The sequence below is a fragment of the Pseudomonas sp. CCOS 191 genome (assembly GCF_001007005.1).
GTDB lineage: Bacteria > Pseudomonadota > Gammaproteobacteria > Pseudomonadales > Pseudomonadaceae > Aquipseudomonas > Aquipseudomonas soli.
The window spans coordinates 1,557,290-1,582,711 of the sequence record NZ_LN847264.1; the positions used below are offsets into that span (position 1 = coordinate 1,557,290).

27 protein-coding genes are annotated in these 25,422 nt (G+C 65.5%); 12 read left to right on the top strand and 15 right to left on the bottom strand.

Annotated features, from left to right (window positions below):
• Positions 1 to 9: 9 nt before the first annotated feature.
• Together CCOS191_RS07040 and CCOS191_RS07045 are read right to left on the bottom strand one after the other, a co-directional pair.
• Positions 10 to 375 (bottom strand): YbaN family protein, encoded by a 366-nt coding sequence (locus CCOS191_RS07040; protein ID WP_023630695.1) that lies wholly within the window; start codon positions 373 to 375, stop codon positions 10 to 12.
• 8 nt (positions 376 to 383) lie between these two features.
• Complete coding sequence (locus tag CCOS191_RS07045) at positions 384 to 971, bottom strand: YecA/YgfB family protein (RefSeq protein ID WP_023630694.1); 588 nt, start codon at positions 969 to 971, stop codon at positions 384 to 386.
• Positions 972 to 1,215: 244 nt separating this feature from the next.
• On the opposite strand from CCOS191_RS07045, the gene recQ reads away from it, so the two are divergent.
• Together recQ and CCOS191_RS07055 are read left to right on the top strand one after the other, a co-directional pair.
• On the top strand, positions 1,216 to 3,363 hold the full coding sequence (gene recQ, locus CCOS191_RS07050; RefSeq protein WP_046854601.1) for a DNA helicase RecQ: 2,148 nt from the start codon (positions 1,216 to 1,218) through the stop codon (positions 3,361 to 3,363).
• 138 nt (positions 3,364 to 3,501) lie between these two features.
• Entirely contained in the window at positions 3,502 to 3,939 is a 438-nt protein-coding gene (locus CCOS191_RS07055; protein ID WP_038706592.1) for a MarR family transcriptional regulator, read from the top strand.
• A gap of 95 nt (positions 3,940 to 4,034) precedes the next feature.
• Here CCOS191_RS07055 and CCOS191_RS07060 read toward each other — a convergent pair whose 3' ends face one another.
• Positions 4,035 to 6,221, bottom strand: a complete 2,187-nt coding sequence (locus CCOS191_RS07060) for a patatin-like phospholipase family protein (RefSeq protein ID WP_046854602.1) — start codon at positions 6,219 to 6,221, stop codon at positions 4,035 to 4,037.
• A gap of 66 nt (positions 6,222 to 6,287) precedes the next feature.
• Here CCOS191_RS07060 and CCOS191_RS07065 point away from each other — a divergent pair, with 66 nt between their 5' ends.
• Positions 6,288 to 6,569, top strand: a complete 282-nt coding sequence (locus CCOS191_RS07065) for a SelT/SelW/SelH family protein (RefSeq protein ID WP_023633166.1) — start codon at positions 6,288 to 6,290, stop codon at positions 6,567 to 6,569.
• On the opposite strand, the gene CCOS191_RS07070 is transcribed toward CCOS191_RS07065, so the two are convergent.
• Complete coding sequence (locus tag CCOS191_RS07070) at positions 6,570 to 7,457, bottom strand: DMT family transporter (protein WP_046854603.1); 888 nt, start codon at positions 7,455 to 7,457, stop codon at positions 6,570 to 6,572. It lies immediately after the preceding gene.
• Between the two features lie 170 nt (positions 7,458 to 7,627).
• A complete protein-coding gene (locus tag CCOS191_RS07075) occupies positions 7,628 to 8,401 on the bottom strand; it encodes a helix-turn-helix transcriptional regulator (protein ID WP_046854604.1) in 774 nt (257 codons plus the stop codon).
• A gap of 124 nt (positions 8,402 to 8,525) precedes the next feature.
• Between CCOS191_RS07075 and CCOS191_RS07080 the strand changes: the two genes are divergently transcribed.
• Positions 8,526 to 9,341, top strand: a complete 816-nt coding sequence (locus CCOS191_RS07080) for a UDP-2,3-diacylglucosamine diphosphatase (RefSeq protein WP_046854605.1) — start codon at positions 8,526 to 8,528, stop codon at positions 9,339 to 9,341.
• 55 nt (positions 9,342 to 9,396) lie between these two features.
• On the opposite strand, the gene CCOS191_RS07085 is transcribed toward CCOS191_RS07080, so the two are convergent.
• Positions 9,397 to 9,981, bottom strand: a complete 585-nt coding sequence (locus CCOS191_RS07085) for an HD domain-containing protein (RefSeq protein WP_046854606.1) — start codon at positions 9,979 to 9,981, stop codon at positions 9,397 to 9,399.
• A gap of 101 nt (positions 9,982 to 10,082) precedes the next feature.
• Positions 10,083 to 10,394, bottom strand: coding sequence for a DUF962 domain-containing protein (locus tag CCOS191_RS07090; protein ID WP_023631733.1), 312 nt, complete (start codon positions 10,392 to 10,394; stop codon positions 10,083 to 10,085).
• A gap of 154 nt (positions 10,395 to 10,548) precedes the next feature.
• Here CCOS191_RS07090 and CCOS191_RS07095 point away from each other — a divergent pair, with 154 nt between their 5' ends.
• Complete coding sequence (locus CCOS191_RS07095; RefSeq protein WP_046854607.1) at positions 10,549 to 11,595, top strand: AraC family transcriptional regulator; 1,047 nt, start codon at positions 10,549 to 10,551, stop codon at positions 11,593 to 11,595.
• Here the strand turns inward: CCOS191_RS07095 and CCOS191_RS07100 are convergent.
• The gene (locus tag CCOS191_RS07100; RefSeq protein WP_046854608.1) at positions 11,552 to 13,006 is read right to left on the bottom strand and encodes a TrkH family potassium uptake protein; all 1,455 of its coding nucleotides are present in this window, start codon (positions 13,004 to 13,006) and stop codon (positions 11,552 to 11,554) included. The two genes, CCOS191_RS07095 and CCOS191_RS07100, sit on opposite strands and share 44 nt — an antisense overlap.
• A gap of 189 nt (positions 13,007 to 13,195) precedes the next feature.
• Here CCOS191_RS07100 and CCOS191_RS07105 point away from each other — a divergent pair, with 189 nt between their 5' ends.
• The gene (locus CCOS191_RS07105; RefSeq protein WP_038706586.1) at positions 13,196 to 13,753 is read left to right on the top strand and encodes an NAD(P)H nitroreductase; all 558 of its coding nucleotides are present in this window, start codon (positions 13,196 to 13,198) and stop codon (positions 13,751 to 13,753) included.
• Positions 13,754 to 13,895: 142 nt separating this feature from the next.
• Here CCOS191_RS07105 and CCOS191_RS07110 read toward each other — a convergent pair whose 3' ends face one another.
• From CCOS191_RS07110 to CCOS191_RS07135, 6 genes are all read right to left on the bottom strand, one after another.
• Positions 13,896 to 15,284 (bottom strand): sensor histidine kinase, encoded by a 1,389-nt coding sequence (locus CCOS191_RS07110; RefSeq protein ID WP_046854609.1) that lies wholly within the window; start codon positions 15,282 to 15,284, stop codon positions 13,896 to 13,898.
• Positions 15,285 to 15,296: 12 nt separating this feature from the next.
• The gene (locus CCOS191_RS07115) at positions 15,297 to 15,713 is read right to left on the bottom strand and encodes a Spy/CpxP family protein refolding chaperone (protein ID WP_023632412.1); all 417 of its coding nucleotides are present in this window, start codon (positions 15,711 to 15,713) and stop codon (positions 15,297 to 15,299) included.
• Between the two features lie 128 nt (positions 15,714 to 15,841).
• The gene (locus CCOS191_RS07120) at positions 15,842 to 16,519 is read right to left on the bottom strand and encodes a response regulator transcription factor (RefSeq protein WP_038706585.1); all 678 of its coding nucleotides are present in this window, start codon (positions 16,517 to 16,519) and stop codon (positions 15,842 to 15,844) included.
• Positions 16,520 to 16,526: 7 nt separating this feature from the next.
• Positions 16,527 to 16,919: a hypothetical protein gene (locus CCOS191_RS07125; RefSeq protein WP_046854610.1), complete on the bottom strand. Its 393-nt coding sequence runs from the start codon at positions 16,917 to 16,919 to the stop codon at positions 16,527 to 16,529.
• A gap of 138 nt (positions 16,920 to 17,057) precedes the next feature.
• Complete coding sequence (locus CCOS191_RS07130; RefSeq protein ID WP_038706584.1) at positions 17,058 to 17,357, bottom strand: YciI family protein; 300 nt, start codon at positions 17,355 to 17,357, stop codon at positions 17,058 to 17,060.
• Position 17,358: 1 nt separating this feature from the next.
• The gene (locus CCOS191_RS07135; RefSeq protein ID WP_023631974.1) at positions 17,359 to 17,955 is read right to left on the bottom strand and encodes a septation protein A; all 597 of its coding nucleotides are present in this window, start codon (positions 17,953 to 17,955) and stop codon (positions 17,359 to 17,361) included.
• A 67-nt stretch (positions 17,956 to 18,022) separates the two neighbouring features.
• On the opposite strand from CCOS191_RS07135, the gene CCOS191_RS07140 reads away from it, so the two are divergent.
• The 6 genes from CCOS191_RS07140 (at position 18,023) to CCOS191_RS07165 (ending at position 24,406) form a co-directional block, all read left to right on the top strand.
• The gene (locus CCOS191_RS07140; RefSeq protein WP_046854611.1) at positions 18,023 to 18,883 is read left to right on the top strand and encodes a PHP domain-containing protein; all 861 of its coding nucleotides are present in this window, start codon (positions 18,023 to 18,025) and stop codon (positions 18,881 to 18,883) included.
• A gap of 13 nt (positions 18,884 to 18,896) precedes the next feature.
• Positions 18,897 to 19,526 carry an L-threonylcarbamoyladenylate synthase gene (locus CCOS191_RS07145; RefSeq protein ID WP_038707583.1) on the top strand — a complete coding sequence of 210 codons (630 nt, stop codon included), beginning with the start codon at positions 18,897 to 18,899 and terminating at the stop codon, positions 19,524 to 19,526.
• A 125-nt stretch (positions 19,527 to 19,651) separates the two neighbouring features.
• Positions 19,652 to 20,350 (top strand): segregation and condensation protein A, encoded by a 699-nt coding sequence (locus tag CCOS191_RS07150; protein WP_172670920.1) that lies wholly within the window; start codon positions 19,652 to 19,654, stop codon positions 20,348 to 20,350.
• A 14-nt stretch (positions 20,351 to 20,364) separates the two neighbouring features.
• A complete protein-coding gene (scpB, locus tag CCOS191_RS07155) occupies positions 20,365 to 21,126 on the top strand; it encodes an SMC-Scp complex subunit ScpB (protein WP_046854613.1) in 762 nt (253 codons plus the stop codon).
• Positions 21,127 to 21,271: 145 nt separating this feature from the next.
• Positions 21,272 to 22,336, top strand: coding sequence for a 23S rRNA pseudouridine(2605) synthase RluB (rluB, locus tag CCOS191_RS07160; RefSeq protein ID WP_038706581.1), 1,065 nt, complete (start codon positions 21,272 to 21,274; stop codon positions 22,334 to 22,336).
• A 651-nt stretch (positions 22,337 to 22,987) separates the two neighbouring features.
• Positions 22,988 to 24,406, top strand: coding sequence for an amino acid permease (locus CCOS191_RS07165; protein WP_023632492.1), 1,419 nt, complete (start codon positions 22,988 to 22,990; stop codon positions 24,404 to 24,406).
• A 72-nt stretch (positions 24,407 to 24,478) separates the two neighbouring features.
• On the opposite strand, the gene CCOS191_RS07170 is transcribed toward CCOS191_RS07165, so the two are convergent.
• Positions 24,479 to 25,360, bottom strand: a complete 882-nt coding sequence (locus CCOS191_RS07170) for a LysR substrate-binding domain-containing protein (protein ID WP_038706580.1) — start codon at positions 25,358 to 25,360, stop codon at positions 24,479 to 24,481.
• Positions 25,361 to 25,422 lie beyond the last annotated feature (62 nt).

Genomic DNA, 25,422 nt, shown 5'->3' on the forward strand with positions numbered 1-25,422 from the left:
GCGATGGCGTCACTGTGGCCGGTGCAAGGTCTTCTGCTTGAGGATCCAGGCGCTGACCAGCACCGCGCTGGTCAGCATGAACGCCCGCGCCCAGAACAATGGCACCAGGTAGCAGGACAGCCCGATGCTGGCCCACATCAACCCGATTGCATAGACCTTGCCCTTGAGCGGAATCCCCTCACCGCTGAGGTAGTCGCGGATCCACGGCCCGAGTTTCGGGTGGTTCACCAACCAGTGGTGAAAACGTGGCGAGCTGCGGGCGAAGCAGGCCGCCGCCAGCAGCAGGAACGGGGTGGTGGGCAATACCGGCAGGAAGATCCCCGCCACCCCCAGCGCGACGCTGAGCCAGCCGGCGGCCAGCAGCAGGTAGCGCACCACCTCGATCAGTGGTGGCGTGGCTTGAGCAGGGCGGGCTTCTCTTCGGGGGCGTGCAGCAGCAGGAACAGTGCGCTCAGTGCCTCGGGGATCTGCACGATCATGTCGTCCTGCAGGTTGGCGTTGCCGGCAATGTCGGCGAACTCGGGTTGTTCGTCGAACAGGCCCGAGCCGACCATGATCGGCAGGAGCATTTCGCTGACTTCTTCCTCGGCGTTCTCGAACCAGGCCTCTTCACGCAGGAACACGCCTTCCATGAAGCCGATGCACCAGCCGCGCAGGTCGGAATCGTCCGGTTCTTCGGTCAGGTCTAGTTCACAAGGCAGGTCGAATTCCTCGTCGCTGGCCAACTGGCGGGCGATGTGGCCCTTGAGCGCGACCAGGGTGGCCTCGATCTCGGTGCGCTGGGCATCGCTGGCGTAATGGGGTTCTTCGGCGAACAGCGCGTCGATCCATTCGCGTTCTGGAACTTCCTCGGAGCAGATCGACAGCGCGGTCAGGTAGCCGTGGGCGGCGACGTAGTCCAGCGCTTCTTCGTGCAGCTCATCGGCGTCGAGGAAGGCTTGCAGGCGGGTCAGTTGCTCGGCGAAGGACATTACAGGGCTACCTTGGGGAATAAACGATGCTGAATTCTAGCACCTTGCGGCGCTCGCGGGGCAAAGCGAACGTCTGTCACCGGGGCATGCCGGGGTACGCGGCAGTCGGGTATACTCCGCGGTTTTTCGTGCCAGGTGGCGTTTTGCGGCCATCCGGCAAAAACCGCTTACGCATTCGGTGTGTGCGCGGCGGATTTATCGTCCAGCCTGAGTCCAGGATGGTACGGCGATTTTGGAGTGGCAAATGCTCGAACAGGCTCAGCGCGTCCTCAAGGATGTCTTCGGTTACGACAGTTTCCGCGGGCGCCAGGCAGCGATCATCGAATGTGTGGCGGGCGGTGGCGACGCGCTGGTACTGATGCCCACCGGTGGCGGCAAGTCCCTGTGCTTCCAGGTGCCCGGCTTGCTGCGCCCCGGCTTGACGGTGGTGGTGTCGCCGCTGATCGCGCTGATGGACGACCAGGTCGCCACCCTCGACGAATTGGGCGTGGCCGCCGCTGCGCTGAACTCCACGCTCAGCGCCGAGCAGCAGCGCGACCTGGCCGGGCGCCTGCGCCGCGGCGAGGTGAAGATGCTGTACCTGGCCCCCGAGCGCCTGGTGCAGCCGCGCATGCTGGACTTCCTGCGCGGCCTGGACATTTCCCTGTTCGCCATCGACGAGGCCCACTGCGTCTCGCAATGGGGCCACGACTTCCGCCCCGAGTACCTGCAGCTGGGCCAGCTCGCCGAGCTGTTCCCCCACGTGCCACGCATCGCCCTGACCGCCACCGCCGACATGCGCACCCGCGAGGAGATCGTCCAGCGCCTGCACCTGCAGGGCGCCGAGCGTTTCCTGTCGAGCTTCGACCGGCCGAACATCTTCTACCGTATCGTGCCCAAGGAGGCGCCGCGCAAGCAGTTGATGGCGTTCCTTGGCGAGCGGCGCGGCAACGCCGGCATCGTCTATTGCCTGTCGCGCAAGAAGGTCGACGAGACCGCGGCCTTCCTTTGCGACCAGGGCTTCCCGGCGCTGCCGTACCACGCCGGCCTGGCTGCGGAGACCCGCGCCGCCAACCAGCACCGCTTCCTCAACGAGGAAGGGCTGATCATGGTCGCCACAATTGCCTTCGGCATGGGCATCGACAAGCCCAACGTGCGCTTCGTTGCCCACCTCGACCTGCCCAAGTCGCTCGAGGCCTATTACCAGGAGACCGGCCGTGCCGGCCGTGACGGCCTGCCGTCGGACGCCTGGATGGCCTACGGCCTGCAGGACATGGTGATGCTCAAGCAGATGCTGCAGAACTCCGAGGGCGACGAGCGCCACAAGCGCATCGAGCAGCACAAGCTCGACGCCATGCTGGCCCTCTGCGAGGAAACCCGTTGCCGCCGCCAGTCGTTACTGGCCTATTTCGACGAGGTGCTCGAGCAGCCCTGCGGACACTGCGACAACTGTGTCGACAACGTGCAGACCTGGGACGCCACCGAGCCCGCGCGCCAGGCCTTGTCGGCGGTGTTCCGCACTGGCCAGCGCTATGGTGTCGGCCATCTGGTCGATGTGCTGTTGGGCAAGGACACCGAGAAGGTGCGCAATTTCGGCCACGAGAAGCTGTCGGTGTTCGGCGTCGGCAAGACGCTGGCCGAGGCCGAGTGGCGCTCGCTGTTCCGCCAGTTGGTGGCGCGCGGGCTGGTGGACATCGACCTGGAAGGTTACGGCGGCCTGCGTTTGTCCGACAGCTGCCGGCCGCTGCTGCGCGGTGAGGTGAACCTGCAACTGCGCCGCGACCTCAAGCCGCAGACCGTGGCCAAGGCGTCCGGCGGCAGTGGCGGCAGCCCGGCCAGCCAGCTGGTGCGTGCCGAGGAGCGGGAGCTGTGGGAGGCGTTGCGCACTTTGCGGCGCAAGCTGGCCGAAGAGCACAGCGTGCCGCCTTATGTCATCTTCCCCGACTCCACTTTGCTGGAGATGCTGCGCAGCATGCCCACCAGCCTCAGCGACATGGCCCAGGTCAGTGGCGTCGGCGCGCGCAAGCTGGAACGCTACGGCCAGGCCTTCCTCGAGGTGCTCAATGGCGCCGGTGGCACCGAGGAAGCGCCGAAGGTGGTGCTCGACCTGCGCCACGAACTGGTCAGCCTGGCCCGCGCCGGCATGACGCCGGCGCAGATCGCCGGGCAACTCAACTGCACCGAGAAGAACGTCTACAGCTTGCTGGCCGAGGCCATCGGCCGCCAGGAACTGAGCCTGGAGCAGGCGCTGGACCTGCCCGAAGAGCTGATGATGGAAGTACAGGATGCCTTCCTCGACGGCGAGGGCGAGCTGCCTCCGGTGTCCGCTGTGGCGCCGCTGTTCGGCCAGCGGGTGCCGGAAGGTGTGCTGCACTGTGTGCGGGCGGCGCTGGCGGTGGAGTTCGGCGTGTGATTGCCGGCATTTGTGCCATTTGCTGACCTTTGTCATACCCTTACATGATTATCAGTCATTTCCGTGGCGTCGAACCTTGCCTGATCGGTCGGGCCATGGTTAGCTGGCTAATAATTAGTTCTATTCATTGAGTTACTTATGCCCCTGACCGACAACCAACACCGCTTCGGCATGCAGCTGGCCCAGATGTCCCGAGGCTGGCGCGCCGAGCTGGACCGCCGCCTGGCCGGGCTCAATCTGTCGCAAGCCCGCTGGCTGGTGCTGCTGCACCTGGCCCGGTTCGACGAGGCGCCGACCCAGCGTGAGCTGGCCCAGAGCGTGGGGGTGGAAGGCCCGACCCTGGCGCGCCTGCTCGACAGCCTGGAAAGCCAGGGGCTGGTGCGCCGCCAGGCCGTGATGGAAGACCGTCGGGCCAAGAAGATCCTGCTGTGCCCGCCGGCCAAGCCGCTGATCGACCAGATCGAGACCATCGCCAATGCGTTGCGGCTCGAGTTGTTCACCGGGGTCGATGAGGCCGACCTGGAAGTGTGCATGCGCGTGCATGCGAAGATTCTCGATAATCTCGAGAAGTCCTGAGCTTTACCTGGATCGCGGGGCAAGCCCGCTCCCACGAGTTTGCTCCCTCAATAGGCTGCATGACTTGTGGGAGCGGGCTTGCCCCGCGATCATTTCTAGAAGGTATGCCCCAGGTTCAGGTACACCGCCTTCTCATGCGCATCGTTGGCGCCATAGCTCAAGTTCAACGGCCCCAGCGGCGTTTCCAGCCCCAGGAAGATGCTCGCCGCATTGATGTAGCCGCTGTCGAACTCGTTGTCGTTGTTCCACGCCCGCCCGCGCTCCAGCGACCCGCCCAGGTACAGCGGGAAGTCCAGCGGCAGGTAGGCGCGTGGCGTCAGGCGGCGGTAGTAGACCATGCGCAGCAGGCTCATGTTCTGCCCGGAGATCGAGTCCTGGCGGAACCCCGATAGCTGCCGTGCGCCGCCGAAGACGAAGCTTGAGGTGACCACTTCGGCATCGTCCAGGGTGCGCCCGTAGCGCCCGCCCAGCACCAGGGTGTTCGGCCCGCTGCTGATGGCCTTGTCCAGGTTGAACAGCCACTGCCGGTAGTTCTGGTCCGAATCCAGCGACTTGTCGTACTTGCGCACGGTCAGGCCGATGTCTTCGCCGCTGTGCGGGAAGTAGACGTTGTCGAAGGTGTCGAAGGAGTACTTGAGCTCGTAGAAGCCCTCATTGAAGCTGACCTTGGGCAGGTCCTGGTCGCCGATGCGCACCTCGGCGTTGCCCCAGGCCTTGCCCACGCCCAGGCGCACCTCGCCGTAGGTGCCGATCTGCCGCCCGACATTGAGCCCGAAGCCGTAGCGTTCGAGGCGGTATTCGGCCACCGGGTCGTTGTCCAGGGTGGCCTCGACATTCTGCGAACCCAGGGCCAGGTAGGGGGCGATGAAGTAGCGCGAGCCCACGTCCAGCGGCTGGTAGAACTCGCTGTACAGCTCCTGTTCGTCGCCGATCTGGGCCCGGGTCAGCCATTCGCCGCCGAGCCGGTTGATGCCGTTGACCCGGTAGCTGGCGCCAAGGTTGAAGGCGCTGTCGCCGCGCAGGTCATCCGACAGGTTCAGGCCCAGGCGCAGGTAATCGGTACCGCCACGCCGGCCGCGGGCGTTGATCACCAGGGTGTGTTCATCGCCCTTGTGCGCGACGCGGTATTGCACCTGGTCGAAGTAGTCCAGCCCGTAGAGGGTGCCCATGTCGGTCTGCAGGCGGCCGAGGTCCAGCGGCTCGCCGATGGGTTGGCGGATGTAGTAGCGGATCACGTCGTCGCTGACCTTGGAGTCGTTCTCCACCTTGATGGCAGTGATGATCGGCGTGCGCTGCTTCGGCGAACGCGCCACCGCCAGGTTGCTGTCACCCTCGGGCCGGCGCAGCGCCGCCAGGCGCGGATCGAGGGCGCGGGTGGCGCGGTAGCCGGCATCGATCATGTCCTGGGCGCGGCCGAAGTCGGTGACGCCGAACGCGGACAGCGGCGGCTGGACGAGGATGTCCTCGCGGCGCAGGCTGGCCAGCTGTTCCTCGGAGTTGCGCCGGGTCATCAGGGTGATCGACTGGTTGAGCACGTCGACCACCGTGGCCAGCTGCTTGCGGTTGCGCAGCGGGGTGCCGATGTCGACGACGATGGCCAGGTCCACACCCATCTCGCGCACCACGTCCACCGGGATGTTGTCGGTCATGCCGCCGTCCACCAGCAGCCGACCGTCCAGTTCCACCGGGGCGAACACTGCCGGGATCGACATGCTGGCGCGGATCACCTGGGGCAGGTGGCCACGACGGAAGATCACCTTCTCGCCACTGGTGATGTCGGTGGCCACGGCGCGGAACGGGATCGGCAGCTTGTCGAAGTCGCGCACGTCGGCGGCATGGGCCAGCTTGCTTTCCAGCAGCAGGGCGAGGTTCTGGCCCTGGATCACGCCCAGTGGCAGGCCTAGGCTGCCGTCGTCGCGAAAGCTCAGCTTCTGCTTGACCAGGAAGTCGCGGTCGTCCTGCTTGCGTCGGAACGGCACGTCCTTGCGCGGCGGGGCGTCGGACAATGCCTGTTGCCAGTCGAGGGTGGTGGCCAGTTTTTCCAGTTCGGCGATGCTGTAGCCCGAGGCGTACAGACCGCCGACCACCGCGCCCATGCTGGTGCCGGCGATGGCGTCGATGCGCACGCCCTGTTCTTCCAGGGCCTTGAGTACGCCGATATGGGCCAGGCCGCGGGCGGCGCCGCCCGACAGCACCAGGCCGATTTTCGGCCGCGCCGTTTCGGCGGCATGCAAGGTGATGGAAGTGAGCATCAGCAGGAGGCAGAACAGCAGGCGGCGCATCGTGAGTCTCAAACCAGAGGGTAAAGACCGCTAGTATAAGCGGCCCTTCCTACGGAGTTCCCCGACATGGCAGACAGCAAGCCACAAATTGTCATCACTTATTGCACCCAGTGCCAATGGCTGCTGCGCGCCGCCTGGCTGGCGCAGGAGTTGCTCAGCACCTTCGCTGACGACCTCGGTCAGGTCGCCCTGGAACCTGGTACCGGCGGGGTGTTCCGCATTACCTGCGACGGCGTGCAGATCTGGGAGCGCAAGGCCGACGGCGGCTTCCCCGAGGCCAAGGCGCTCAAGCAGCGGGTGCGTGACCAGATCGATCCGCAGCGCGACCTGGGTCACAACGATCGCTGATCAGGCGCCTTCGGCCACGGTCTGCCGGGTGGGTTGCTCGGCGGCCAGGCGACTGGACAGGATGATGGCGAAGATGATCAAGGCACCACCGGCGAGCATGCGCAGGGTCGGCTGTTCGGCGAACACCACCCAGGCCACGGCGATGCCGTAGACCGGCTCCATGCCGAACACCACCGCGGCGGTACGCGCCTTGATCACCGCGAGGCTGGCGACGAACAGGCTGTGGGCGACGCCGGTGCAGAAGATGCCGAGCAGGGCGATCCATAGCCAGTCCATGGGCGCCACCGCAGCCAGGCCCGGCGCGGCGAACGGCAGCAGGCACAGGCTTACCACCAGGTTCTGCCACAGCGCCGCCTGCACGGCGGGCAGGCGCCCGGAGCCGGCGCGGTTGGTCAGCGACAGCAGCGAGAACAGCAGGCCCGAGAGCAGCGCCCAGAGCAGCCCGCCGGTGGCCTCGCTGGCCAGGTCGAAGGCGGGGGTGACCAGTACCAGGCCGATGCTGACCAGCAGCACCAGGACAGCCTCGTTGCGGCGAATGCGTTCACGGAACAACAAGCCTTCAAGAATCACCGTGAATGCCGGAAAGCTGGCGAAGCCGAGGGTGGCGATGGCCACGCCGCCGACCTTGACCGCGATGAAGAAGCTCACCCAGTGTCCGGCCAGCAGCACACCCCCCAGCAACAGGCGGCGCAGGTCCTGGCCGCGCAGCGGTTGCCAGGCCTGGCGCGCCAGGCCGGCGAACAGGCCCAGGGCCAGCACGGCGAACGCGGCACGGCCAAAGACGATGATCGAGGGGCTGGCACTGGCGGCCAGTTTGCCGAAGACGCCAGTCAGGCCGAAGAACAGCGCGCCGATATGCAGGGCGCCGAGGGCGGTGCGGTGGTTCATGGTGGTCCCTAGAGTGTGAGGTTTCCTTTACCGGCCCTTCGCCGGCAAGCCGGCTCCCACAGAGGTGCGCGTGATCCTGTGGGAGTCGGCTTGCCGGCGAAGGGCCGGTACAAGCGCCAGAAATAGTGGCTGCAGTGTAAAAAAAACTGCAGGCGCTTTCTGTCGCCCAGCTAGCGTTCCTTGTCGCCAGACTCGCGCCGCAACGCCAGCGGCGTGCAGCCGAACGCCCGCAGCACCGCCGCGCTGAATGCGCTCTGCGAGCCATACCCCACGCGCGCGGCGATCTCGCCCACCGGCAACACCGTCTCACGCAATAGCCGGCGTGCCATCGTCAGCCGCCGTTGGCGGATGTAGTCCATCGGCGTCAGGCCGCACTCGCTGGCAAACCGCGCATGCAGCCGCGCACTGGACAGCCCGGCCAGCCGCGCCAGGTCGGCGACCTGCAGCGGGTAGGCGGCGTGCTGCTCGATATGGCGGTCGAAGGCGGCATAGGGCAGGCGCCTGCTGGCCAGTACCGGGGCGCAGGCCTGTGGATTGAGGCTGGCCAACAGCAACACCGCGCCCTGGCGGGCAATCAGCGGGTCGTCCACGGGGCTGCTTGCCAGCCAGTCCACCAGCTGCTGTTGTCGGCTGTCCAGGCTCAATGGGCCGGGGCGGTTGAGCAGGCGGCGGCTGTCGTCGGCGTGCTCGCCCAGATGATCACCGAGCCAGTGTCCGCCCGGTACGTCTAGCACCAGGCAATCGCTGCCCTCGCGGCTCCCGCACGTGTGGTGGGCACCGGCGGGAACCACCATCAGGTCCTGGCGAGCGACCCGGCCGCCGCGTCCATCCACCTCGAAATCCAGGTGCCCACCGAGGCCGAACACCAACTGTGGATGGTCGTGGCTGTGGGCGATCAGGTCGTGGCGGTAATGGCGCAACGAGAGCAAGGGGCCGGCGGTCATGGTGAGTCCTCACGGGGCAGGCGAAGATTGTACACCTGCAGGCGAGGGCAGGATGGTCATGTCCCTGCCACCAATCTGTCACCTGCGCCTGCCAGTCTCCAGCAAACAGCGCCGGAGCCTGCCCATGAGCCACGCCGAACCCCTTCGCCCGTCACGCAAGCAGCGTGTCCGCACCCTGTGGATTTCCGATGTGCACCTGGGCACCCGCGACTGCCAGGCCGAACACCTGGCGCACTTCCTCAAGGGCTACCAGGCCGAGCGCATCTATCTGGTCGGCGATATCATCGATGGCTGGAAACTGCGCAGCGGCATCTACTGGCCCCAGGCCCACACCAATGTCATCCGCCGCCTGCTGACCCTGAGCAAGCGCGGCACCGAGGTGATCTACGTTACCGGCAACCATGACGAATTCCTGCGGCGTTACTCGAAACTGATCCTGGGCAACATCCAGCTGGTGGACGAGGCCGAACACCTCACCGTCGACGGTCGGCGCCTGCTGGTGATCCATGGCGACCAGTTCGACGTGATCACCCGCTACCACCGCTGGCTGGCTTTTCTTGGCGACCGGGCGTACGAGTTCACCCTGGTGCTCAACCGTTGGCTCAACCACTGGCGCGCCCGTTACGGCTATGGCTACTGGTCGTTGTCGGCGTACCTCAAGCACAAGGTCAAGGGCGCGGTTAACTTCATCAGCGACTTCGAGGACGCTATCGCCCACGAGTGCACCCGGCGTGGCTTCCATGGTGTGGTGTGCGGGCATATCCACCATGCCGAGATCCGCCAGGTGGGCGAGGTGGAATACCTCAACTGCGGCGACTGGGTGGAGTCGTGCACGGCGCTGATCGAACACTGGGACGGGCGGATCGAGCTGTATCGGTTTGCCGAGGCGCAGGCGCGGGAGGCGGCGCTGCGCTTGGCGGAGCTGGGCGAGCCGGCCTAGTGTCTTGTCGGCTGTGCCAGTGATCGCGGGCAAGCCCGCTATCGGTACTGGCAGTTCAGGCGGTGGCTTGCAGGGCCGCCTTGTAGATCGACTGCCTGGGCTGGGCGAACAAGCGCTCCAGCATCGGCTCGAAGAACGCAAGCGGCAGGCTTTCATAGTCCGGATCGAACGCCGCCGCGTCGTAGCGGGCGCAGAACTCGAGGGTCCGTTGGTAATGCGGGTGATCGCGGAATTGCTCGCGCAGGTGGCGATCCATGCCCAGGTGGTGGAAGAAGTAGTAGCCCTGGAAGATCCCGTGTTTCTCGATCATCCACAGGTTCTCGTCGCTGACGAACGGCTTGAGGATCGCCGCGGCGATATCCGGGTGGTTGTAGCTGCCCAGGGTGTCGCCGATGTCATGCAGCAGGGCGCAGACGACGTACTCTTCATCGCGACCGTCGCGGTGGGCGCGGCTGGCGGTCTGCAAGGAATGGCTCAGGCGGTCGATGGGGAAGCCGCCGAAGTCGCCGTCGAGCAGGCGCAGGTGGGCGAGGATGCGTTGGGGCAACTGCTGGGCGTAGGCGCGAAAGTCGTCGGCGATGATCGCCCAGTCCTGGGCGGTGCCATCGCGCATATGGCTGAAACTGGCTTGCTTGCTCATCACCGCGTGCCGCTCGTGTCGGGGAACATACCGCAGTGTTGGCCAGGATCCGGGCTTTGGCAGTGGCCGGCCGGGACGCGAACCTGGCCTTGCGGGCCGATTCAGAGGCTCAGGCGGCCCAGCAGGATGTCGCGGAACATGGCGAAGTCGCCGACCAGGCTGTACCAGGGGTGGCTGAAGGTGGCGGGGCGGTTCTTCTCGAAGAAGAAGTGCCCGGCCCAGGCAAAGCCATAGCCGGCCAGCGGCACGGCCAGCAGCAACAGCCACTTGCCGCTGCCGATGCTGTAGGCGAGCAGGGCGATCACCAGGCTGGTGCCGACGAAGTGCAGGCGGCGGCAGGTGGGGTTGCTGTGCTCGCCCAGGTAATAGGGGTAGAACTCGGCAAAACTGCGGAACTGCGCGGTGCGGGTCATGGCGGGCTTCCGGATCTGCGGGTCTTGCTGACAGGATACACGGCGTGGAGCCTGAATCGAGTCTAGAGTCACTGGGTGCCGTGGCCAGTGACAATAGGCGCCAATTGAGTATCCTTTCAGTTCACCGCAGGAGCGGTCAGCACAAGAGCCTGTCATGAGTGAGAGAACCACTTCAGCCAGCTGGGCATCAGGGATCGTCAAGGCACTCGAGCTGGAAGGGCTCGATTGTCCGGCCATGTTCAAGCAGCTCGGGCTCGACTTCGCCGCCCTCGACGACCCCGACGCGCGATTCACCCAGGATTCGATGACCCGCCTGTGGCAGCTGGCGGTCGAGCTGTCGGGCAACGAGGCCATCGGCCTCAACATGGCCCGGGTGGTGCGCCCGGCCTCGTTCCATGTGGTGGGCTATGCGCTGATGTCCAGCCGCACCCTGGCCGAGGGCTTCGAGCGCCTGGTGCGTTATCAGCGCATCATCGCGGAGAGTTCGGACCTGAGCTTTCGCCACGAGCCCGACGGCTATGCCCTGGTGCTGACCGTGCATGGCGACCACCTGCCGCCGACCCGGCACAGCGCCGAAGCCTCGCTGGCCTGCGCCCTGGCGTTGTGCACCTGGCTCAGCGGGCGGCCGATCCAGCCACGACGGGTGCTGATCCAGGGCGCCCTGCCAAAAAATGTCGAGCCGTACAAGGTGGCGTTCCACGCGCCACTGCAGTTTGGCGCGGCCCATGACGCGCTGGTGTTCGCACGCGCCGACATGGAGGCGCCGTTGCCTACCGCCAACGAGGCGATGGCGGTGCTGCATGACCGTTTCGCCGGTGAGTACCTGGCGCGTTTCTCGGAAAGCCGGGTAACCCACCGCGTGCGCCAGGTGCTGTGCCGCATCCTGCCCCAGGGCGAGCCCAAGCGCGAAACCGTGGCCCAGGCCCTGCACCTTTCGCAGCGCACCTTGCAGCGGCGCCTGCAGGACGAGGGCACCAGCTTCCAGACCCTGCTCGACGACACCCGCCGCGAACTGGCCGAGCAGTACCTGGCGCAGCCTGGCACCACGTTGCTGGAAACCGCCTACCTGCTGGGTTTCGCCGACCCGAGCAACTTCTACCGGGCGTTCCGCCGCTGGTTCGACAGCACGCCGAGCGAGTACCGCACGCGCCTGTCGGTCAGTGACGCCAGAACGCCGGCATGCACAACACCAGCACCGTGATGATTTCCAGGCGGCCCAGCAGCATGCCGCCGGCAAGGATCCATTTGGCGGCATCCGGCAGCGTCGCGTAGTTGCCGGCCGGGCCGATCACTTCGCCCAGCCCCGGGCCGACGCCCGAGACGGTCCCGGCGGCACCGGTGAGCGCGGTCATCCAGTCCACGCCCAGCAGCGACAGCAGCAGGGCGATGATGCAGATGGTGATGGCGAAGAAGAACGAGAAGGTCAGGATCGAGCGCACGATCTCTTCGTCGAGGCGGTGGCCGTTATATTTCTGCTTGATCACCGCGCGCGGATGGATCAGCTGGTTGAGGTTGGCCTTGAGCAGGATGTAGGCGACCTGGAAGCGGAAGATCTTGATACCGCCGGCCGTCGAGCCGGAGCAGCCGCCGACGAAGCCCAGGTAGAAGAACAGCATCAGCGAGAAGTTGCCCCACAGGCTGTAGTCACCCAGGGCGAAGCCGGTGGTGGTGACCACCGAAGTAACGTTCAGCGCCACGTGGCGCAGGGCATCGAGCCAGTGCAGCTCGGTGGTGGCCCAGTACCAGGTGCCAAGCACCAGCCAGGTGGCCACCAGCATGGCCAGCAGGCCCTGCACCTGCTGGTCCTTGATCAGCGCCCGGCGGTGGCCGCGCAGGGTGGCCACGTACAGGGTGAATGGCACGCTGCCCATGATCATCACCACCACCGCGACCCAGTGCACCGCAGGGATGTCCCATTTGGCCAGGGACTGGTCGGAGGTGGAGAACCCGCCGGTGGAGATCGCCGACATGGCGTGGTTGATCGCATCGAACAGGCCCATCCCCGCCCACCAGAAGGCCAGGCTGCCGAGCACGGTGATGCCGACGTACACCGCCACGATCGACTTGGCGACCATGTGCGAGCGCGGCATGACCTTCTCCGAGCGGTCGGAGGACTCGGTCTGGAACAGGCGCATGCCACCGATGCGCAGCAACGGCAGGATCGCCACGGCCATGCCGATGAAGCCGATGCCGCCCAGCCAGTGCAGCATCGAGCGCCACATCAGGATGCCCGGCGACATGCTGTCCAGGCCGCTGAGCACGGTGGCGCCGGTGGCGGTGATGCCGGACATGCTCTCGAAGAAGGCGTCGGTGTAGCTGATGTGCTGGGTCAGCAGGAAGGGCAGGGCGGCGAACACGCACACCACCAGCCAGCTGCTGACGGTCAGCAGGTACATGTCGCGGGGGCGCAGGTGCACGTGCTCGGGGCGGCCGGGGATGACCAGGCCGAGCCCTGCGAGGAAGGTGATCAGGCTCGACCAGAGGAACGACGGCATGTCGCCGGTGCGCTCGAAGACCACCAGGGTCGCCATGGGCACCACCATGCTCACCGCCAGGGTGATCAGGAAGATGCCGATGATGAAACCAATGATCCTTAAGGTCGGCAACGCCATGTGATCTGCTCTGACTCGCTACGGAAAGGGCGCCATTCTACCTGTGGGCCGGGTCTTGTAAACGCCGATTGCTGGCCTCAGCGGAGCGGGCTTGCACCGCGATGGCCGGATCGCGGGGCAAGCCCGCTCCCACGATCCCCCTCGATGGTGCAGAATGGCCGCACTTTCAATCTGCCAGGAGGGTAGCCCATGGAGGCTCTCGACGCATTGCTCAACCGTGTTTCCGTGCCACGCCTGACTGACCCGGCGCCCAATGCCGCCCAGCGCGAGGCGCTGTTCCAGGCCGCATTGCGTGCGCCTGACCATGGCCAGCTGCGCCCCTGGCGTTTCCTGACCATCGAAGGGCAGGGCCGGGAAAAACTCGGCGAGCTGTTCGCTGAAGCCGTGCAGGCCAAGGGCGAAGCCACCCAGGCGGCGCTGGACAAGGCCCGGGCGATGCCGCTGCGCGCGCCGTTGCTGATCGTGGTGATCGCCCGGCTGCAGGATCACTTCAAGGTGCCGAAGATCGAGCAGCGCTTGGCCGCGGGCTGCGCCGCCCATGGCATCCTGATCGCCGCCCATGCCCAGGGTATCGGCGCGGTATGGCGCACCGGCGACATGGCCTTCGACGCCCATGTGCACAAGGGGCTGGGGCTTGCCGAGAACGAAGAGCTGATCGGTTACCTGTATGTCGGCACGCCAATGGCCGAGCCACGCACCGCGCCGATCCTGGAAACTGCCGAGTACGTCAGCGCCTGGGGCGAGTGATTGAGTGGGGCCGCTTTGCGGCTCTTTCGCCGCGGTTCGTCGCCACGACAAGCCGGCTCCCACACCGATCTAACCCTGTGGGAGCCGGCTTGTCGTGGCGACGAACCGCGGCGAAAGGGCTGCAAAGCAGCCCCAGGATCTGTCAGCCAGCGTTGACCTCACAGGGCAGCTCCAGCGTAGCCACAAACCCACCCTGCGGATGGTTCGCAAGCTTCAGGCTGCCACCATGGCGCTCCGCCGCCTTGCGTGCAATCGCCAGCCCCAGCCCATGTCCCGGCGCCTCTTGCCCCGGTGCCCGGAAGAATGGCTCCCCCAACTGCTCCATATATTCCGTCGCCACCCCCGGCCCATGGTCGCGCACGCTCAGCACGATACGGTCCTGTTCGCGGCTGGCGCGCAGCTCGATCGGCTGCCCGGCCGGATTGAAGCGCAGCGCATTGCGCAGCAGGTTGTCCACCGCCCGCTCGATCAGCGTCGGCCAGCCTTGCAGGGTCAGGCCCGGCTGCATCTCCAGGCGCACCTCCTGATCCGGCGCTGACAACTGGGCATCCTTGCGCACGCCGCCCAGCAAGGCATTGAGGTCCACAGGCTCGGCATGCGCCTGCTCGGCATCGACCCGGGCCAGCACGAGGATTTCGCTGATCAGGTCTTCCAGACGATCGCATTCGCGGGTCAGGCGCGGCCACAGGGCCTGACGCTGTTCCGGCTCGGCGCGCTCGGCCAGGGCCAAGGCGATGCGCAGCCGGGCCAGTGGCGAACGCAGTTCGTGGGACACATCGCGCAGCAGCTGGCGCTGGCTGCCGATCAGGCTCTGCAGGCGTGCGCCCATCTTGTTGAAGTCGTTGGCCAGCACGCCGAACTCGTCGCGGCGCACGGCCAGCCGCGCCAGGCTGTTCTGCTGGTAGCTGGTCTGCCCCAGGTCGTGCACGGCGCCGCGCAGGCGGCTGAGCGGGCGGGTGATCGACAGGGTTACCAGCAGGCTGAACAGGGTCAGCACCACCAAGGCTATGCCCAGGGCGCTGAGCGGCCAGATCAGGCTTTCGCGGTGCCAGGCGGCCAGCTCCGGGTGGGGGATACGGTAGATCAGCAGGTAGGTCTCACCGCTGCCGGGGCTGGTGTATTCCTCGGTCAGGCGGCGCCACGGCAGGCGACGTTCGTCGTTGTGCTGGCGTGCCTCGAAGGCCGCGGCGCGGCGCGGGAAGGTGCCGGGGACCACGGCATCGCCGCTGTCGTCGAGCACCTGCACGTCGATCTTGTAGCGCTGCTTGCGCCGTTCCAGGAAGCGTTGCGACGACTCCAGGCCTTCCTGTTCGTAGTGCTGGGCCCAGTGGCTGGCCAGGTTGTTCAGGCCCGGGTGGCGACTGAGGATCCAGGTGTCCTGGTTGAGCATGTGCCCGAGCAGGATCGACAGCCCGGCGACCAGGGCGATGGCCAGCCAGAAGCTGGCCAGGATGCGCCAGAACAGTGAACGCAAGACAAGCACCTCCAGGAAATGGCGAAAGCCCGGCGCGCAGGGAAGCGGGCCGGGCATCGGGCTGACAGCTTACTGGGCCTTGCCGGTTTTTTCAGCCTTCCAGGCCTGGAACTCCTGCCACTCGGCCTTGCGCGCGGCGCGCTCCTTCTGCAGGTCGTCGAATTTCTTCTGCTGGTCGGGCTTGAGCAAGGCGCGGATCTGGCCTTCGGTCTTGTCGTGGCTGGCCTTGAGCTCGTCCTTCAGGGCTTTCTGCTCGGCGGCCGGCAGCTTGGCGATGTAGCGTTCGTTGATGTCGCGGCGCTGCTTCATCTGCTCGCCCATCAGCTTGCCGATCTGCTGGCGCTGGTCGCGGCTCAGGTCCAGCTGGGCGAAAGGCGCGTCACCGCGATGATGCGGGCCGTCGTGGCGCGGGCCGCCTTCGGGCATGGCCATGGCCACGGTCGGCAGGGCGGCGGCGAACATCAGGGCGATAAGGGTCTTGCGCATGGTGTCTCTCCTTTCAGGGGCCGGTGGTTACCGGATGAGCCCAGTCTAGGGAGATCAAGGTCAAGGGCGGTCAGGCGAGGGTAAAGGCTGGGTAAAGATGACAGGGCCGCGCAGCGGCCCCGGATTTCCTACAGACTGTAGTAATAGCCGCGGCTGCGCAGGGCGACGATGCGCGGGCGGCCATCCGGGTGCGGCCCGATCTTCTTGCGCAGGTTGCTGACATGCATGTCCAGGCTGCGGTCATAAAGCGTGAGCTTGCGGCCCAGGCCGATCTGCGCCAGTTCCTGCTTGTCCAGCGGCTCGCCGGGTTGGCGCAGCAAGGCTTCGAGGATACGGCTTTCCGACAGCGTAAGGGTCATCTCACGCTGGTCGATGCTGACCACGCCGCGTACCGGGCTGAAGATCAGGTCGCCGATTTCCACCTGGCTGCTGGGCGCGCTGGGGTGGCTGCGGCGCAACACCGCGCGCAGGCGGGCGGTGAGCTCGCGGGGGTCGCACGGCTTGGCCAGATAATCGTCGGCGCCCAGTTCCAGGCCAAGGATGCGATCCAGCGGCTCGCCACGGGCCGAAAGCATCAGCACCGGCAGGTCGGTGTGTTCGCTGCGCAGCTGTTTGAGCAGTTCCAGGCCGCTGCCATCGGGCAGCATGACATCCAGCACCACCGCCGCCGGGGCGTGGGTGGCCAAGGCCTGGCGCGCACTCTGGCCATCGTGGCAGGCGCGCACCGCAAACCCTTCCTGGGTCAGCCAGCTGCCGAGCAGCTCGCACAGTTCCTGGTCATCATCAATCAGTAACAGCTCGCTCATTTCTCACTCAATTCAACCATTGCCGGCGTCTTCTGTGTCCGCCGCTGGCTAAGATACCGCAGACTGCGGACAACAGTGCAACGACCGAGCCGATCAGGAACCATTGCTGCTGGTCGGTCAGCGGGCTTCGCGGGGCGCTGGCGCCTGCCTGCAGTTCCTTGATCGTCAGCTTCAGGCGCTGGTTGTCCTGGCGCAGGCGGGCGAGCTGGGCGCTTTCACGCTCGCTGTCCTGGTTCTGCAGTTGCTGGGTCAGCGCCGCGCGCTGTTTCTCGCTCTCTTCCAGGCGCTGCTGCAAGTCGGTGATCCGCGCCCCGGCTTCCAGCGACAGCGGCTGTTCGGCCGCGGCGAAAGGGGACAGCAGCAACAGGCAAAGCAGCAGGGACATCGGACCTTGACGCATTGGAACTCCTGATTCGTATCGATTCAGGAGGTTGTCGGCCAGCCGTCGGATTTTATGAATAGTGCCGCGCGGGGTGTAGCAGGGAGCGGCTTCGTGGGGGCGGGCTTGCCGCTGCGAAGCCCGTCCCGGTAAAGCCTGTTACGGCAGGACTTGCTTGAACGGCTTGACCACGACCTTGGCGTACACGCCCGCGGCAATGTACGGATCGGCGTCGGCCCAGGCCTGGGCGGCGGCCAGGGAGTCGAACTCGGCGACGATCAGGCTGCCGCTGAAGCCGGCGGCGCCCGGGTCGTTGCTGTCGATGGCCGGGTGCGGGCCGGCGAGCACCACACGGCCTTCGGCCTTGAGCTGCTGCAGGCGTTCGATATGCGCGGGGCGGGCGGCCAGGCGGTTTTCCAGGGAGTTTTCGACGTCGCTGGCGATGATGGCGTAGAGCATGTCAGTCCTTGGGTTTGGAGGTGGAGGGGTCGGCATCGTGCAGGTGGCGCGACAGGTAGACACCCTGGGCCACCAGGAACAGCACGGTCATGCCCAGGCTGCCGAATACCTTGAAGTCGACCCAGATGTCCTGGAAGGTGAAGGCGACGAACAGGTTGGCGGCGCCGCACACCAGGAAGAAGGCGATCCACGCCACGTTCAGGCGGTTCCACACTGTTTCTGGAAGTGTCAGGGCATGGCCCATGATGCGTTTGATCAGCACCCGGTCACCGATGAAGTGGCTGCCGGCGAACGCCAGGGCGAACAGCCAGTTGACCACGGGCGCCTTCCACTTGAGGAAGGTCTCGCTGTGGAAGGCCAGGGTCAGGCCACCGAACACCAGGCAGGCGACCAGGGTCAGCAACTGGCCCTTCTCCAGCTTGCCGTGGCGCAGGAACAGCGCGCCGTAGACCACCACGGAGCTGACGATCAGCATGGCGGTGGCGCTGTAGATCCCGCCGAACTCGAAGCCGTGGCCGGCGAATTCGACCGGGCGCGGGTCAAGCTTGTAGACGATGAAGAACAGCAGCAGCGGGATGAAATCGATGAATTGTTTCACAGTGGCAGCCAGAAGCGGGATGTGACGGCATAATAACAAACATCGATTCCTGCGAAAGCGCTCCTCCATGAATGTTGATCTGCACTGTCACAGCACGGCCTCCGACGGCGCCTTGTCGCCCACGGCACTGGTCGCCCGGGCCCATGAGCACGGGGTGCGCACGCTCTCGCTCACCGACCATGACACCCTTGAAGGCCTGCCGGAGGCGCGCCAGGCCTGCCTGGACAACGGCATGCAGTGGGTCAGCGGCGTGGAGCTGTCGTGCACCTGGGGCGGCGCCACCATTCATGTGCTGGGCTACGACTTCCCTCTCGACGCGCCGGCGTTGCTCGATGCCATCGCCAACCTGCACCGTGGTCGTTGGCTGCGCGCCGAGGAAATCGACCGCAAGCTGGCGGCCAAGGGCATGCCCGGCGCGCTGGACGGCGCGCGGGCCGTGCAGCAGGAACTGGGCGACAGCGGCAACGCCCCGGCGCGTCCGCATTTCGCCGAGTTCATGGTCCGCGCCGGCTTCGTCAAGGACCGCGGCGAGGCGTTCCGCAAGTGGCTGGGCGCCGGCAAGCTGGGCGACGTCAAGCTGCACTGGCCGACGCTTGAGGAAACTGTCGCGACGCTGCGTGAGTCCAATGCGTGGGTGAGCCTGGCCCATCCCATGCACTACGAACTGACCCGCAGCAAGCGCAGACGGCTGATTGCCGACTATATTCAGGCTGGAGGGCAGGCACTGGAAGTGGTCAACGGGATGATGCCGCCCGAGCAGGTGGGGACGATGTCGATCCTCACCCGTGAGTTCGGCCTGCTGGCAAGCGCCGGCAGCGACTTCCACGGCCCTGGCACCTGGGGCGAGATCGGTGCCTACCGGCCATTGCCTGAGGACCTGCCACCCCTGTGGCGCCGATTCCGACATGAACAGCCTATGGCGGTATGAACAGGACGACTTCGTGAGCCAATTTTTCCAGATTCATGCGGAGAACCCGCAGGCGCGCCTGATAAAACAGGCTGTCGAGATCATCCGCAAGGGTGGGGTGGTGGTCTATCCGACCGACTCGGCCTATGCCATGGGCTGCCAGATCGGTGACAAGGCTGCCATCGAGCGCGTGCGCCGCCTGCGCCAGCTGGACAAGCACCACAACTTCACCCTGCTGTGCTGCGACCTGTCCGAGATGGGCACCTTCGCCAAGATCGACACGGCGACGTTCCGCCTGCTCAAGGCCCACATTCCGGGCCCGTACACCTTCATCCTCAACGCCACCCGCGAGGTGCCGCGCCTGCTGATGCACGACAAGCGCCGCACCATTGGCCTGCGCGTGCCGTCCAACCCCATCGTCCTGGCCCTGCTCGAGGAGCTGGGCGAACCGCTGATGAGCGTCAGCCTCATTCTGCCAGGCGACGAGGAGCCGATGACCGACCCCTACGAGATCCGCCAGCGCCTGGAGCACCACGTCGATCTGATCATCGACGGCGGCTTCGGCGACCTGAAGGCCTCTACCGTCATCGACCTGTCCGGTGACGAGCCCGAGCTTATCCGTGAAGGCTGCGGGGATCCGACGCCGTTCCTGGTCAACGCGTGAGCCAGGTACAAGCCCCCGAGGCGCCGGCCGCAGAGGCGCAGACGCCGTTCCAGCTGCAACTGGCCCTGGTCTACGGCGAAGCCCTGACCGAGATGCCGGTCGACCTGTACATCCCGCCGGATGCCCTGGAAGTCTTCCTCGAAGCCTTCGAAGGCCCGCTGGACCTGTTGCTGTACCTGATCCGCAAGCAGAACGTGGACATTCTCGACATCCCCGTGGCCGAGATCACTCGCCAGTACATGAGCTATGTCGAGCTGATGAAGAGCGTGCGCCTGGAGCTTGCGGCCGAATACCTGGTGATGGCCGCCATGCTCGCCGAGATCAAGTCGCGCATGCTGCTGCCGCGTTCCGGCGAGGTCGAGGAGGAGGAGGGCGACCCGCGCGCCGAACTGATTCGCCGGCTGCAGGAGTACGAGCGGTTCAAGGCTGCCGCCGAAGGTATCGACGAGTTGCCCAGGGTCGGACGCGAAATCGTCGTGCCGCGCCTGGAGGCTCCGCAGGCCAAGGTGCGCAAGTTGTTGCCGGAGGTGGCGCTGGAAGAGATCCTGTTGTCCATGGCCGAGGTCATGCGCCGCAACGACCTGTTCGAGAGCCACCAGATCACCCGCGAGGTGCTGTCGACCCGCGAACGCATGAGCGAAGTGCTCGACCGCCTCAAGGGCGGTGCCTTCGTGCCTTTCGTCGAGCTGTTCACCCGCGAGGAGGGCAAGCTCGGCGTGGTGGTGACCTTCATGGCGATTCTCGAGCTGGTGAAGGAATCCTTGATCGAACTGGTGCAGAATGAGCCCTTCGCCCCGATTCACGTCCGTGCCCGGGCAGAATGACCTGACAACTACCGATGAACCTGAACGAACCCCGTGAACTGGCGTCGCTGATCGAGGCCTTCCTGCTTGCCTCGGGCAAGCCGCAATCCCTCGAACGCCTGTACGAGCTGTTCGAGGAGGCCGAGCGCCCGGCCCCCGCCGTTTTCAAGAAGGCCCTGGAGGTGCTGGGCAAGTCCTGCACTGGCCGCGCCTTCGAACTCAAGGAAGTGGCCACCGGCTACCGCCTGCAGATCCGCGAGGACTACGCACCCTGGGTCGGCCGCCTCTGGGAGGAGCGTCCGCAGCGCTATTCCCGCGCGCTGCTGGAAACCATGGCGCTGATCGCCTACCGCCAGCCCATCACCCGTGGCGAGATCGAGGATGTGCGGGGCGTGGCGGTCAACAGCAACATCATCAAGACGCTCATGGAGCGCGAGTGGATCCGCATCGTCGGCTACCGCGAGGTGCCCGGGCGACCGGCGATGTTCGCCACCACCAAGGCATTCCTCGATCATTTCAACCTCAAGAGCCTCGATGAGCTGCCGGCGCTGGCCGAGCTGCGTGAGCTGGAGGTGGAACCTGAGGCCGATCCGGACGAGGCGCCGGTGCCCGCTCACCTGCAAGCCCTGGCCGATGCCAGCCTGGGCGAGGAGGGCGAGGAAATCGAGCCGAAGGAGGAGACCAGCTTCCGCTCGCTGCTGGTGGAACTGGATGCGATGGAAGAAGGGCTCAAGATCGATTTCGATGATTTGCGCGATGAGGCTTCCATCGAGCCCGAGGACGAACCAAAGGCCTGACAGCCCAGCTCTATGGACGCCGGCTTGCGCCTTTGGGCGGAATCTGCTGGGCGATCGGCAAAAACCTTCTACCCTCCAGTGCGTTCCCTTGCTGAACCGCGTATGATGCGCGCCCGCTTTCACTACTACACCGGGAGGTGCCCAGATGAGTGACAAAGACCTGCAAGACCAACAACCTACCCCGCCGTCCGGCGAAAAGCTGCAGAAGGTACTGGCGCGTATCGGCGTCGGCTCGCGTCGTGACGTCGAGGCCTGGATCGGCCAGGGCCGCATCAAGGTCAACGGCGTCGAGGCCACCCTCGGCCTGCGCGTCGACCTGCACGACGCCATTACCGTCGACGGCAAGCTGATCAAGCGCGTCGAGGCCGCCGAGGCGACCCGCCGCGTGATCATGTACAACAAGCCCGACGGCGAGATCTGTACCCGTGACGACCCGGAAGGCCGCCCGACCGTGTTCGACCGCCTGCCGCGGCCGAAAGAGGGCCGCTGGATCAACATCGGCCGCCTGGACATCAACACCACCGGCCTGCTGCTGTTCACCACCGACGGTGAGCTGGCCAACCGCCTGATGCACCCGTCCTATGAAATGGACCGCGAGTACGCAGTACGTGTGCGCGGTGAAGTCGACGACGACATGGTCGACCGGCTCAAGGCTGGTGTGGTGCTCGAAGATGGCCCGGCCAAGTTCACCGATATCCAGAAGGCGCCAGGTGGCGAAGGCTTCAACCACTGGTATCACTGCGTGGTGATGGAAGGCCGCAACCGTGAGGTGCGTCGCCTGTGGGAATCCCAGGGCGTGGTGGTCAGCCGCCTGAAGCGCGTGCGTTTCGGCCCGGTGTTCCTTAACTCCGACCTGCCGATGGGCCGCTGGCGCGAAATGAGCCAGGGCGAGATCGACATTCTCGCCGCGGAAGTTGGCCTGCAGCCGGTGGCACTGCCGGAAATGAAGCTCAAGGCCAAGGACAAGCTCGAGCGCCTGCAGCGCAAGTCGACCCGTCCGCTGGGGCGTGGCGAGCGCGTGCGCACCCTGCGCCCGGCCGCCGAGGGCCAAGCCGAGCGTCCGGCACGTGCGCCGCGTGAAGACGCAGCGCCGCGCAAGGGCAACCGTGGCAGCACGGTGGCCGAGCGTCCGAGCGAGATGCGCAAGCGTCCGTCCCGTCCTGAAGGCGACAAGCCGGCAGGCCGTGGTCGCGGCAAGCCGCGCGGCTGATTCGGTCCGGTAGCGAGAGAGCCAGCCTTCGGGCTGGCTTTTTTGTGTCTGCGGTAAATGGCCCATCGCTGCCCAAGTACCTGAACGGACAGAAAATTTCCCGATCTGTGGCAAATTTTCAAACCACCATGTAAAGAAAACTATACGATTCCTGGCGTTTTCCCCGGCTTACCTGTGCTTTTCCGTTCTTCGTCACAAAATCTTTCCAAAGCCTGCGCGGCAGAGCCTCCCCGGCCCCCTCCACCCCCTTCCCAAACCCCCGCCCAAGCGCTGAGATAGCGCCATTGCCGTGTGCAGAGCCAGGCAGGATCGCCAGGCACTTAAAACAACAAAATGGAGGCGCCATGCACGCCGATCACTCCGCCTTTTCAGGCCTTCACCCCAGGAACGCTGCGTTTTTTCCACAGGAAACGATGCAACGCGTTGACGCCTGCGCGTTTGCAGGGGTATACAATGCGCCGCGTTTTACCTGTGACTCCCTTGCGTACCGCGCACGCTTGCTGACACCCGGTTGATCCGCCCCAGGCCACCAAGGCCACGAGCGACTGCCCGTCACAAGTATCCAAGGTAACCACCTTGCCCATTCCGCTGCGCCACGAGTGCGGTGGGTCCGATTCCGTCACAGATAAAAACAAGCAGGTGACTTCGTTCATGAGTGGACATAACTCACAGTCCGGCGAACTCAAGCGTGGCTTGAAGAACCGCCATATCCAATTGATCGCCCTGGGCGGCGCCATCGGCACCGGGTTGTTCCTGGGCTCGGCCGGTGTGATGAAGTCCGCCGGTCCGTCGATGATCCTCGGCTATGCGATCTGCGGCTTCATCGCCTTCATGATCATGCGCCAGCTCGGCGAGATGATCGTCGAAGAGCCGGTGGCCGGCTCCTTCAGCCATTTCGCGCACAAGTACTGGGGCGGTTTCGCCGGCTTCCTGTCGGGCTGGAACTGCTGGGTGCTGTACATCCTGGTGGGCATGTCGGAACTGTCGGCGGTGGGCAAGTACGTCCACTACTGGTGGCCGGAGATCCCGACCTGGGTTACCGCGGCGGCGTTCTTCCTGCTGATCAACGCGATCAACCTGATGAACGTGAAGTTCTTCGGCGAAGCCGAATTCTGGTTCGCCATCATCAAGGTGGTGGCCATCGTCAGCATGATCGGCCTGGGTGCCTACCTGCTGACCAGCGGCAGCGGCGGTCCTGAAGCCTCGGTGACCAACCTGTGGGCCCATGGTGGTTTCTTCCCGCACGGTGTCAGCGGGCTGGTGATGGCGTTGGCGTTCATCATGTTCTCCTTCGGTGGCCTGGAGATGCTCGGTTTCACCGCCGCCGAGGCCGACAAGCCGAAGACCGTGATCCCCAAGGCGATCAACCAGGTCATCTACCGCATCCTGATCTTCTATGTCGGCGCCCTGGTGGTGCTGCTGTCGCTGACCCCGTGGGACAACCTGGTGGCGAGCATCGACGCCTCTGGCGGCAGCTATGGCAGCAGCCCGTTCGTCCAGGTGTTCTCGTTGCTGGGCAGCGACGTGGCGGCCCACCTGCTGAACTTCGTGGTCCTGACCGCGGCGCTGTCGGTGTACAACAGCGGCACCTACTGCAACGCCCGCATGCTGCTGGGCATGGCCGAGCAAGGTGATGCGCCGGCGGCGCTGGCCAAGGTCGACCGCCGCGGCGTGCCGGTACGTTCGATCCTGGTCTCGGCAGCCGTGACCCTGATCGCGGTGCTGCTCAACTACCTGATGCCGCAGAATGCCCTGGAGCTGCTGATGTCGCTGGTGGTGGCGACCCTGGTGATCAACTGGGCGATGATCAGCTACTCGCACCTGAAGTTCCGCCAGCACCTTGACCGCACCGGCCAGAAGCCGCTGTTCAAGGCGCTGTGGTACCCGTACGGCAACTACCTGGTGCTGGCGTTCGTGGTGCTGATCCTGGGCATCATGCTGCAGATTCCGGGCATCCAGGTGTCGGTGTACGCGATGCCGGTGTGGCTGGTGGTGATGTATGTGGCCTACCAACTGAAGAGCAAGCGCGGCTCCCAGGCCAATGGTGCTGCCGGCAGCATCGCCAAGTAAGCGCTGAGGCGCACCAACAAGAAGCCCGATGCCGAGTAACCGGCATCGGGTTTTTTGTTGCCTGTGCCGGCCTCAGATCTGTTCGAGCAACCAGCCACGAAACGCTCGCAACGATGGCAATGCCTCGTTCCTGGGCGGATAGATCAGGTAGTAGCTGCGCTGGCTGGCAAACGGTGTGCCCGGGCTGAACAGTTCGCCGCTGGCCAGTTCCTCCTGCACCAGGATCCTGGGCACCAGGCCAATGCCTATGCCTGCCCGAACTGCCTGAATCAAATGCGAGGTCAGCTCGAAACTTGGCCCAAGGCGCATCGCCCGGTGGGGCAGGGCATGGTGGGAAAACCACTCACCCCAGGCATGGGGGTTATTGGCGACGTTGAGCAGCACTTCCTCACTGATCCTTTGCGGGCTCCATTGGCCATCCGCATTGGCTTCGGGTGGCAGGATCACCACCAGTTCCTCGGCATGCAGGCGATGGCAGATCAGCCCGGGCAGGTCATGGCTGGCAACGCCAATGGCCGCGTCGATTTCGCTGGTGTCGAAGTTGATGGCTTCGATACGTGAATGAATGTGTACCAGCATGCCGGGGTGGGCGCCGTAGAAGGCATGCAGGCGCGGCAACAGCCATTTCGAGCCGAAGGTCGGCAGTGTCGCCAGGCGCAGGGTGCCGACGCCCGACTGATAGGCCAGGGCCTGCAGGGTGGCGCTGCGTATGCGCCCCAGGGCCTCGCTGAGTTCGCGCTGGTACAGGCGGCCGACGTCGGTCAGTTGCACCTGACGCCCTTCGCGGCGAAACAGTGTGAGCCCCAGCTGTTGCTCCAATGCCTGCACCTGGCGGCTCACCGCGCTCTGGGTCAGCGACAGCTCGGCGGCGGCGCGGGTATAGCTTTCATGCCGCGCGGCGGCCTCGAAGGCCAGCAAGAGCGACATCGAAGGGGTGAGGTGGCGGTAATTCATTCATAAAGCTCATCGATAGCGGCAGGAATATCCGTTTGCCCCTGGCGCGAAACTACAGGAAC

What these genes read in the sequence shown, in the direction of transcription:
- CCOS191_RS07130 (WP_038706584.1), bottom strand. Translation starts at nt 17,357, where the DNA reads ATGCTCTACGCCATCATCGCCAGCGACGTCGAAAACTCCCTGGAAAAC.
- CCOS191_RS07115 (WP_023632412.1), bottom strand. Translation starts at nt 15,713, where the DNA reads ATGCGCAAGACCCTTATCGCCCTGATGTTCGCCGCCGCCCTGCCGACC.
- CCOS191_RS07100 (WP_046854608.1), bottom strand. Translation starts at nt 13,006, where the DNA reads ATGGCGTTGCCGACCTTAAGGATCATTGGTTTCATCATCGGCATCTTC.
- CCOS191_RS07055 (WP_038706592.1), top strand. Translation starts at nt 3,502, where the DNA reads ATGCCCCTGACCGACAACCAACACCGCTTCGGCATGCAGCTGGCCCAG.
- CCOS191_RS07070 (WP_046854603.1), bottom strand. Translation starts at nt 7,457, where the DNA reads ATGAACCACCGCACCGCCCTCGGCGCCCTGCATATCGGCGCGCTGTTC.
- CCOS191_RS07095 (WP_046854607.1), top strand. Translation starts at nt 10,549, where the DNA reads ATGAGTGAGAGAACCACTTCAGCCAGCTGGGCATCAGGGATCGTCAAG.
- CCOS191_RS07085 (WP_046854606.1), bottom strand. Translation starts at nt 9,981, where the DNA reads ATGAGCAAGCAAGCCAGTTTCAGCCATATGCGCGATGGCACCGCCCAG.
- CCOS191_RS07120 (WP_038706585.1), bottom strand. Translation starts at nt 16,519, where the DNA reads ATGAGCGAGCTGTTACTGATTGATGATGACCAGGAACTGTGCGAGCTG.
- CCOS191_RS07140 (WP_046854611.1), top strand. Translation starts at nt 18,023, where the DNA reads ATGAATGTTGATCTGCACTGTCACAGCACGGCCTCCGACGGCGCCTTG.
- CCOS191_RS07165 (WP_023632492.1), top strand. Translation starts at nt 22,988, where the DNA reads ATGAGTGGACATAACTCACAGTCCGGCGAACTCAAGCGTGGCTTGAAG.
- CCOS191_RS07080 (WP_046854605.1), top strand. Translation starts at nt 8,526, where the DNA reads ATGAGCCACGCCGAACCCCTTCGCCCGTCACGCAAGCAGCGTGTCCGC.
- CCOS191_RS07060 (WP_046854602.1), bottom strand. Translation starts at nt 6,221, where the DNA reads ATGCGCCGCCTGCTGTTCTGCCTCCTGCTGATGCTCACTTCCATCACC.
- CCOS191_RS07065 (WP_023633166.1), top strand. Translation starts at nt 6,288, where the DNA reads ATGGCAGACAGCAAGCCACAAATTGTCATCACTTATTGCACCCAGTGC.
- CCOS191_RS07045 (WP_023630694.1), bottom strand. Translation starts at nt 971, where the DNA reads ATGTCCTTCGCCGAGCAACTGACCCGCCTGCAAGCCTTCCTCGACGCC.
- CCOS191_RS07125 (WP_046854610.1), bottom strand. Translation starts at nt 16,919, where the DNA reads ATGCGTCAAGGTCCGATGTCCCTGCTGCTTTGCCTGTTGCTGCTGTCC.
- CCOS191_RS07090 (WP_023631733.1), bottom strand. Translation starts at nt 10,394, where the DNA reads ATGACCCGCACCGCGCAGTTCCGCAGTTTTGCCGAGTTCTACCCCTAT.
- scpB (WP_046854613.1), top strand. Translation starts at nt 20,365, where the DNA reads ATGAACCTGAACGAACCCCGTGAACTGGCGTCGCTGATCGAGGCCTTC.
- CCOS191_RS07110 (WP_046854609.1), bottom strand. Translation starts at nt 15,284, where the DNA reads ATGCCCGGCCCGCTTCCCTGCGCGCCGGGCTTTCGCCATTTCCTGGAG.
- recQ (WP_046854601.1), top strand. Translation starts at nt 1,216, where the DNA reads ATGCTCGAACAGGCTCAGCGCGTCCTCAAGGATGTCTTCGGTTACGAC.
- CCOS191_RS07170 (WP_038706580.1), bottom strand. Translation starts at nt 25,360, where the DNA reads ATGAATTACCGCCACCTCACCCCTTCGATGTCGCTCTTGCTGGCCTTC.
- CCOS191_RS07075 (WP_046854604.1), bottom strand. Translation starts at nt 8,401, where the DNA reads ATGACCGCCGGCCCCTTGCTCTCGTTGCGCCATTACCGCCACGACCTG.
- rluB (WP_038706581.1), top strand. Translation starts at nt 21,272, where the DNA reads ATGAGTGACAAAGACCTGCAAGACCAACAACCTACCCCGCCGTCCGGC.
- CCOS191_RS07105 (WP_038706586.1), top strand. Translation starts at nt 13,196, where the DNA reads ATGGAGGCTCTCGACGCATTGCTCAACCGTGTTTCCGTGCCACGCCTG.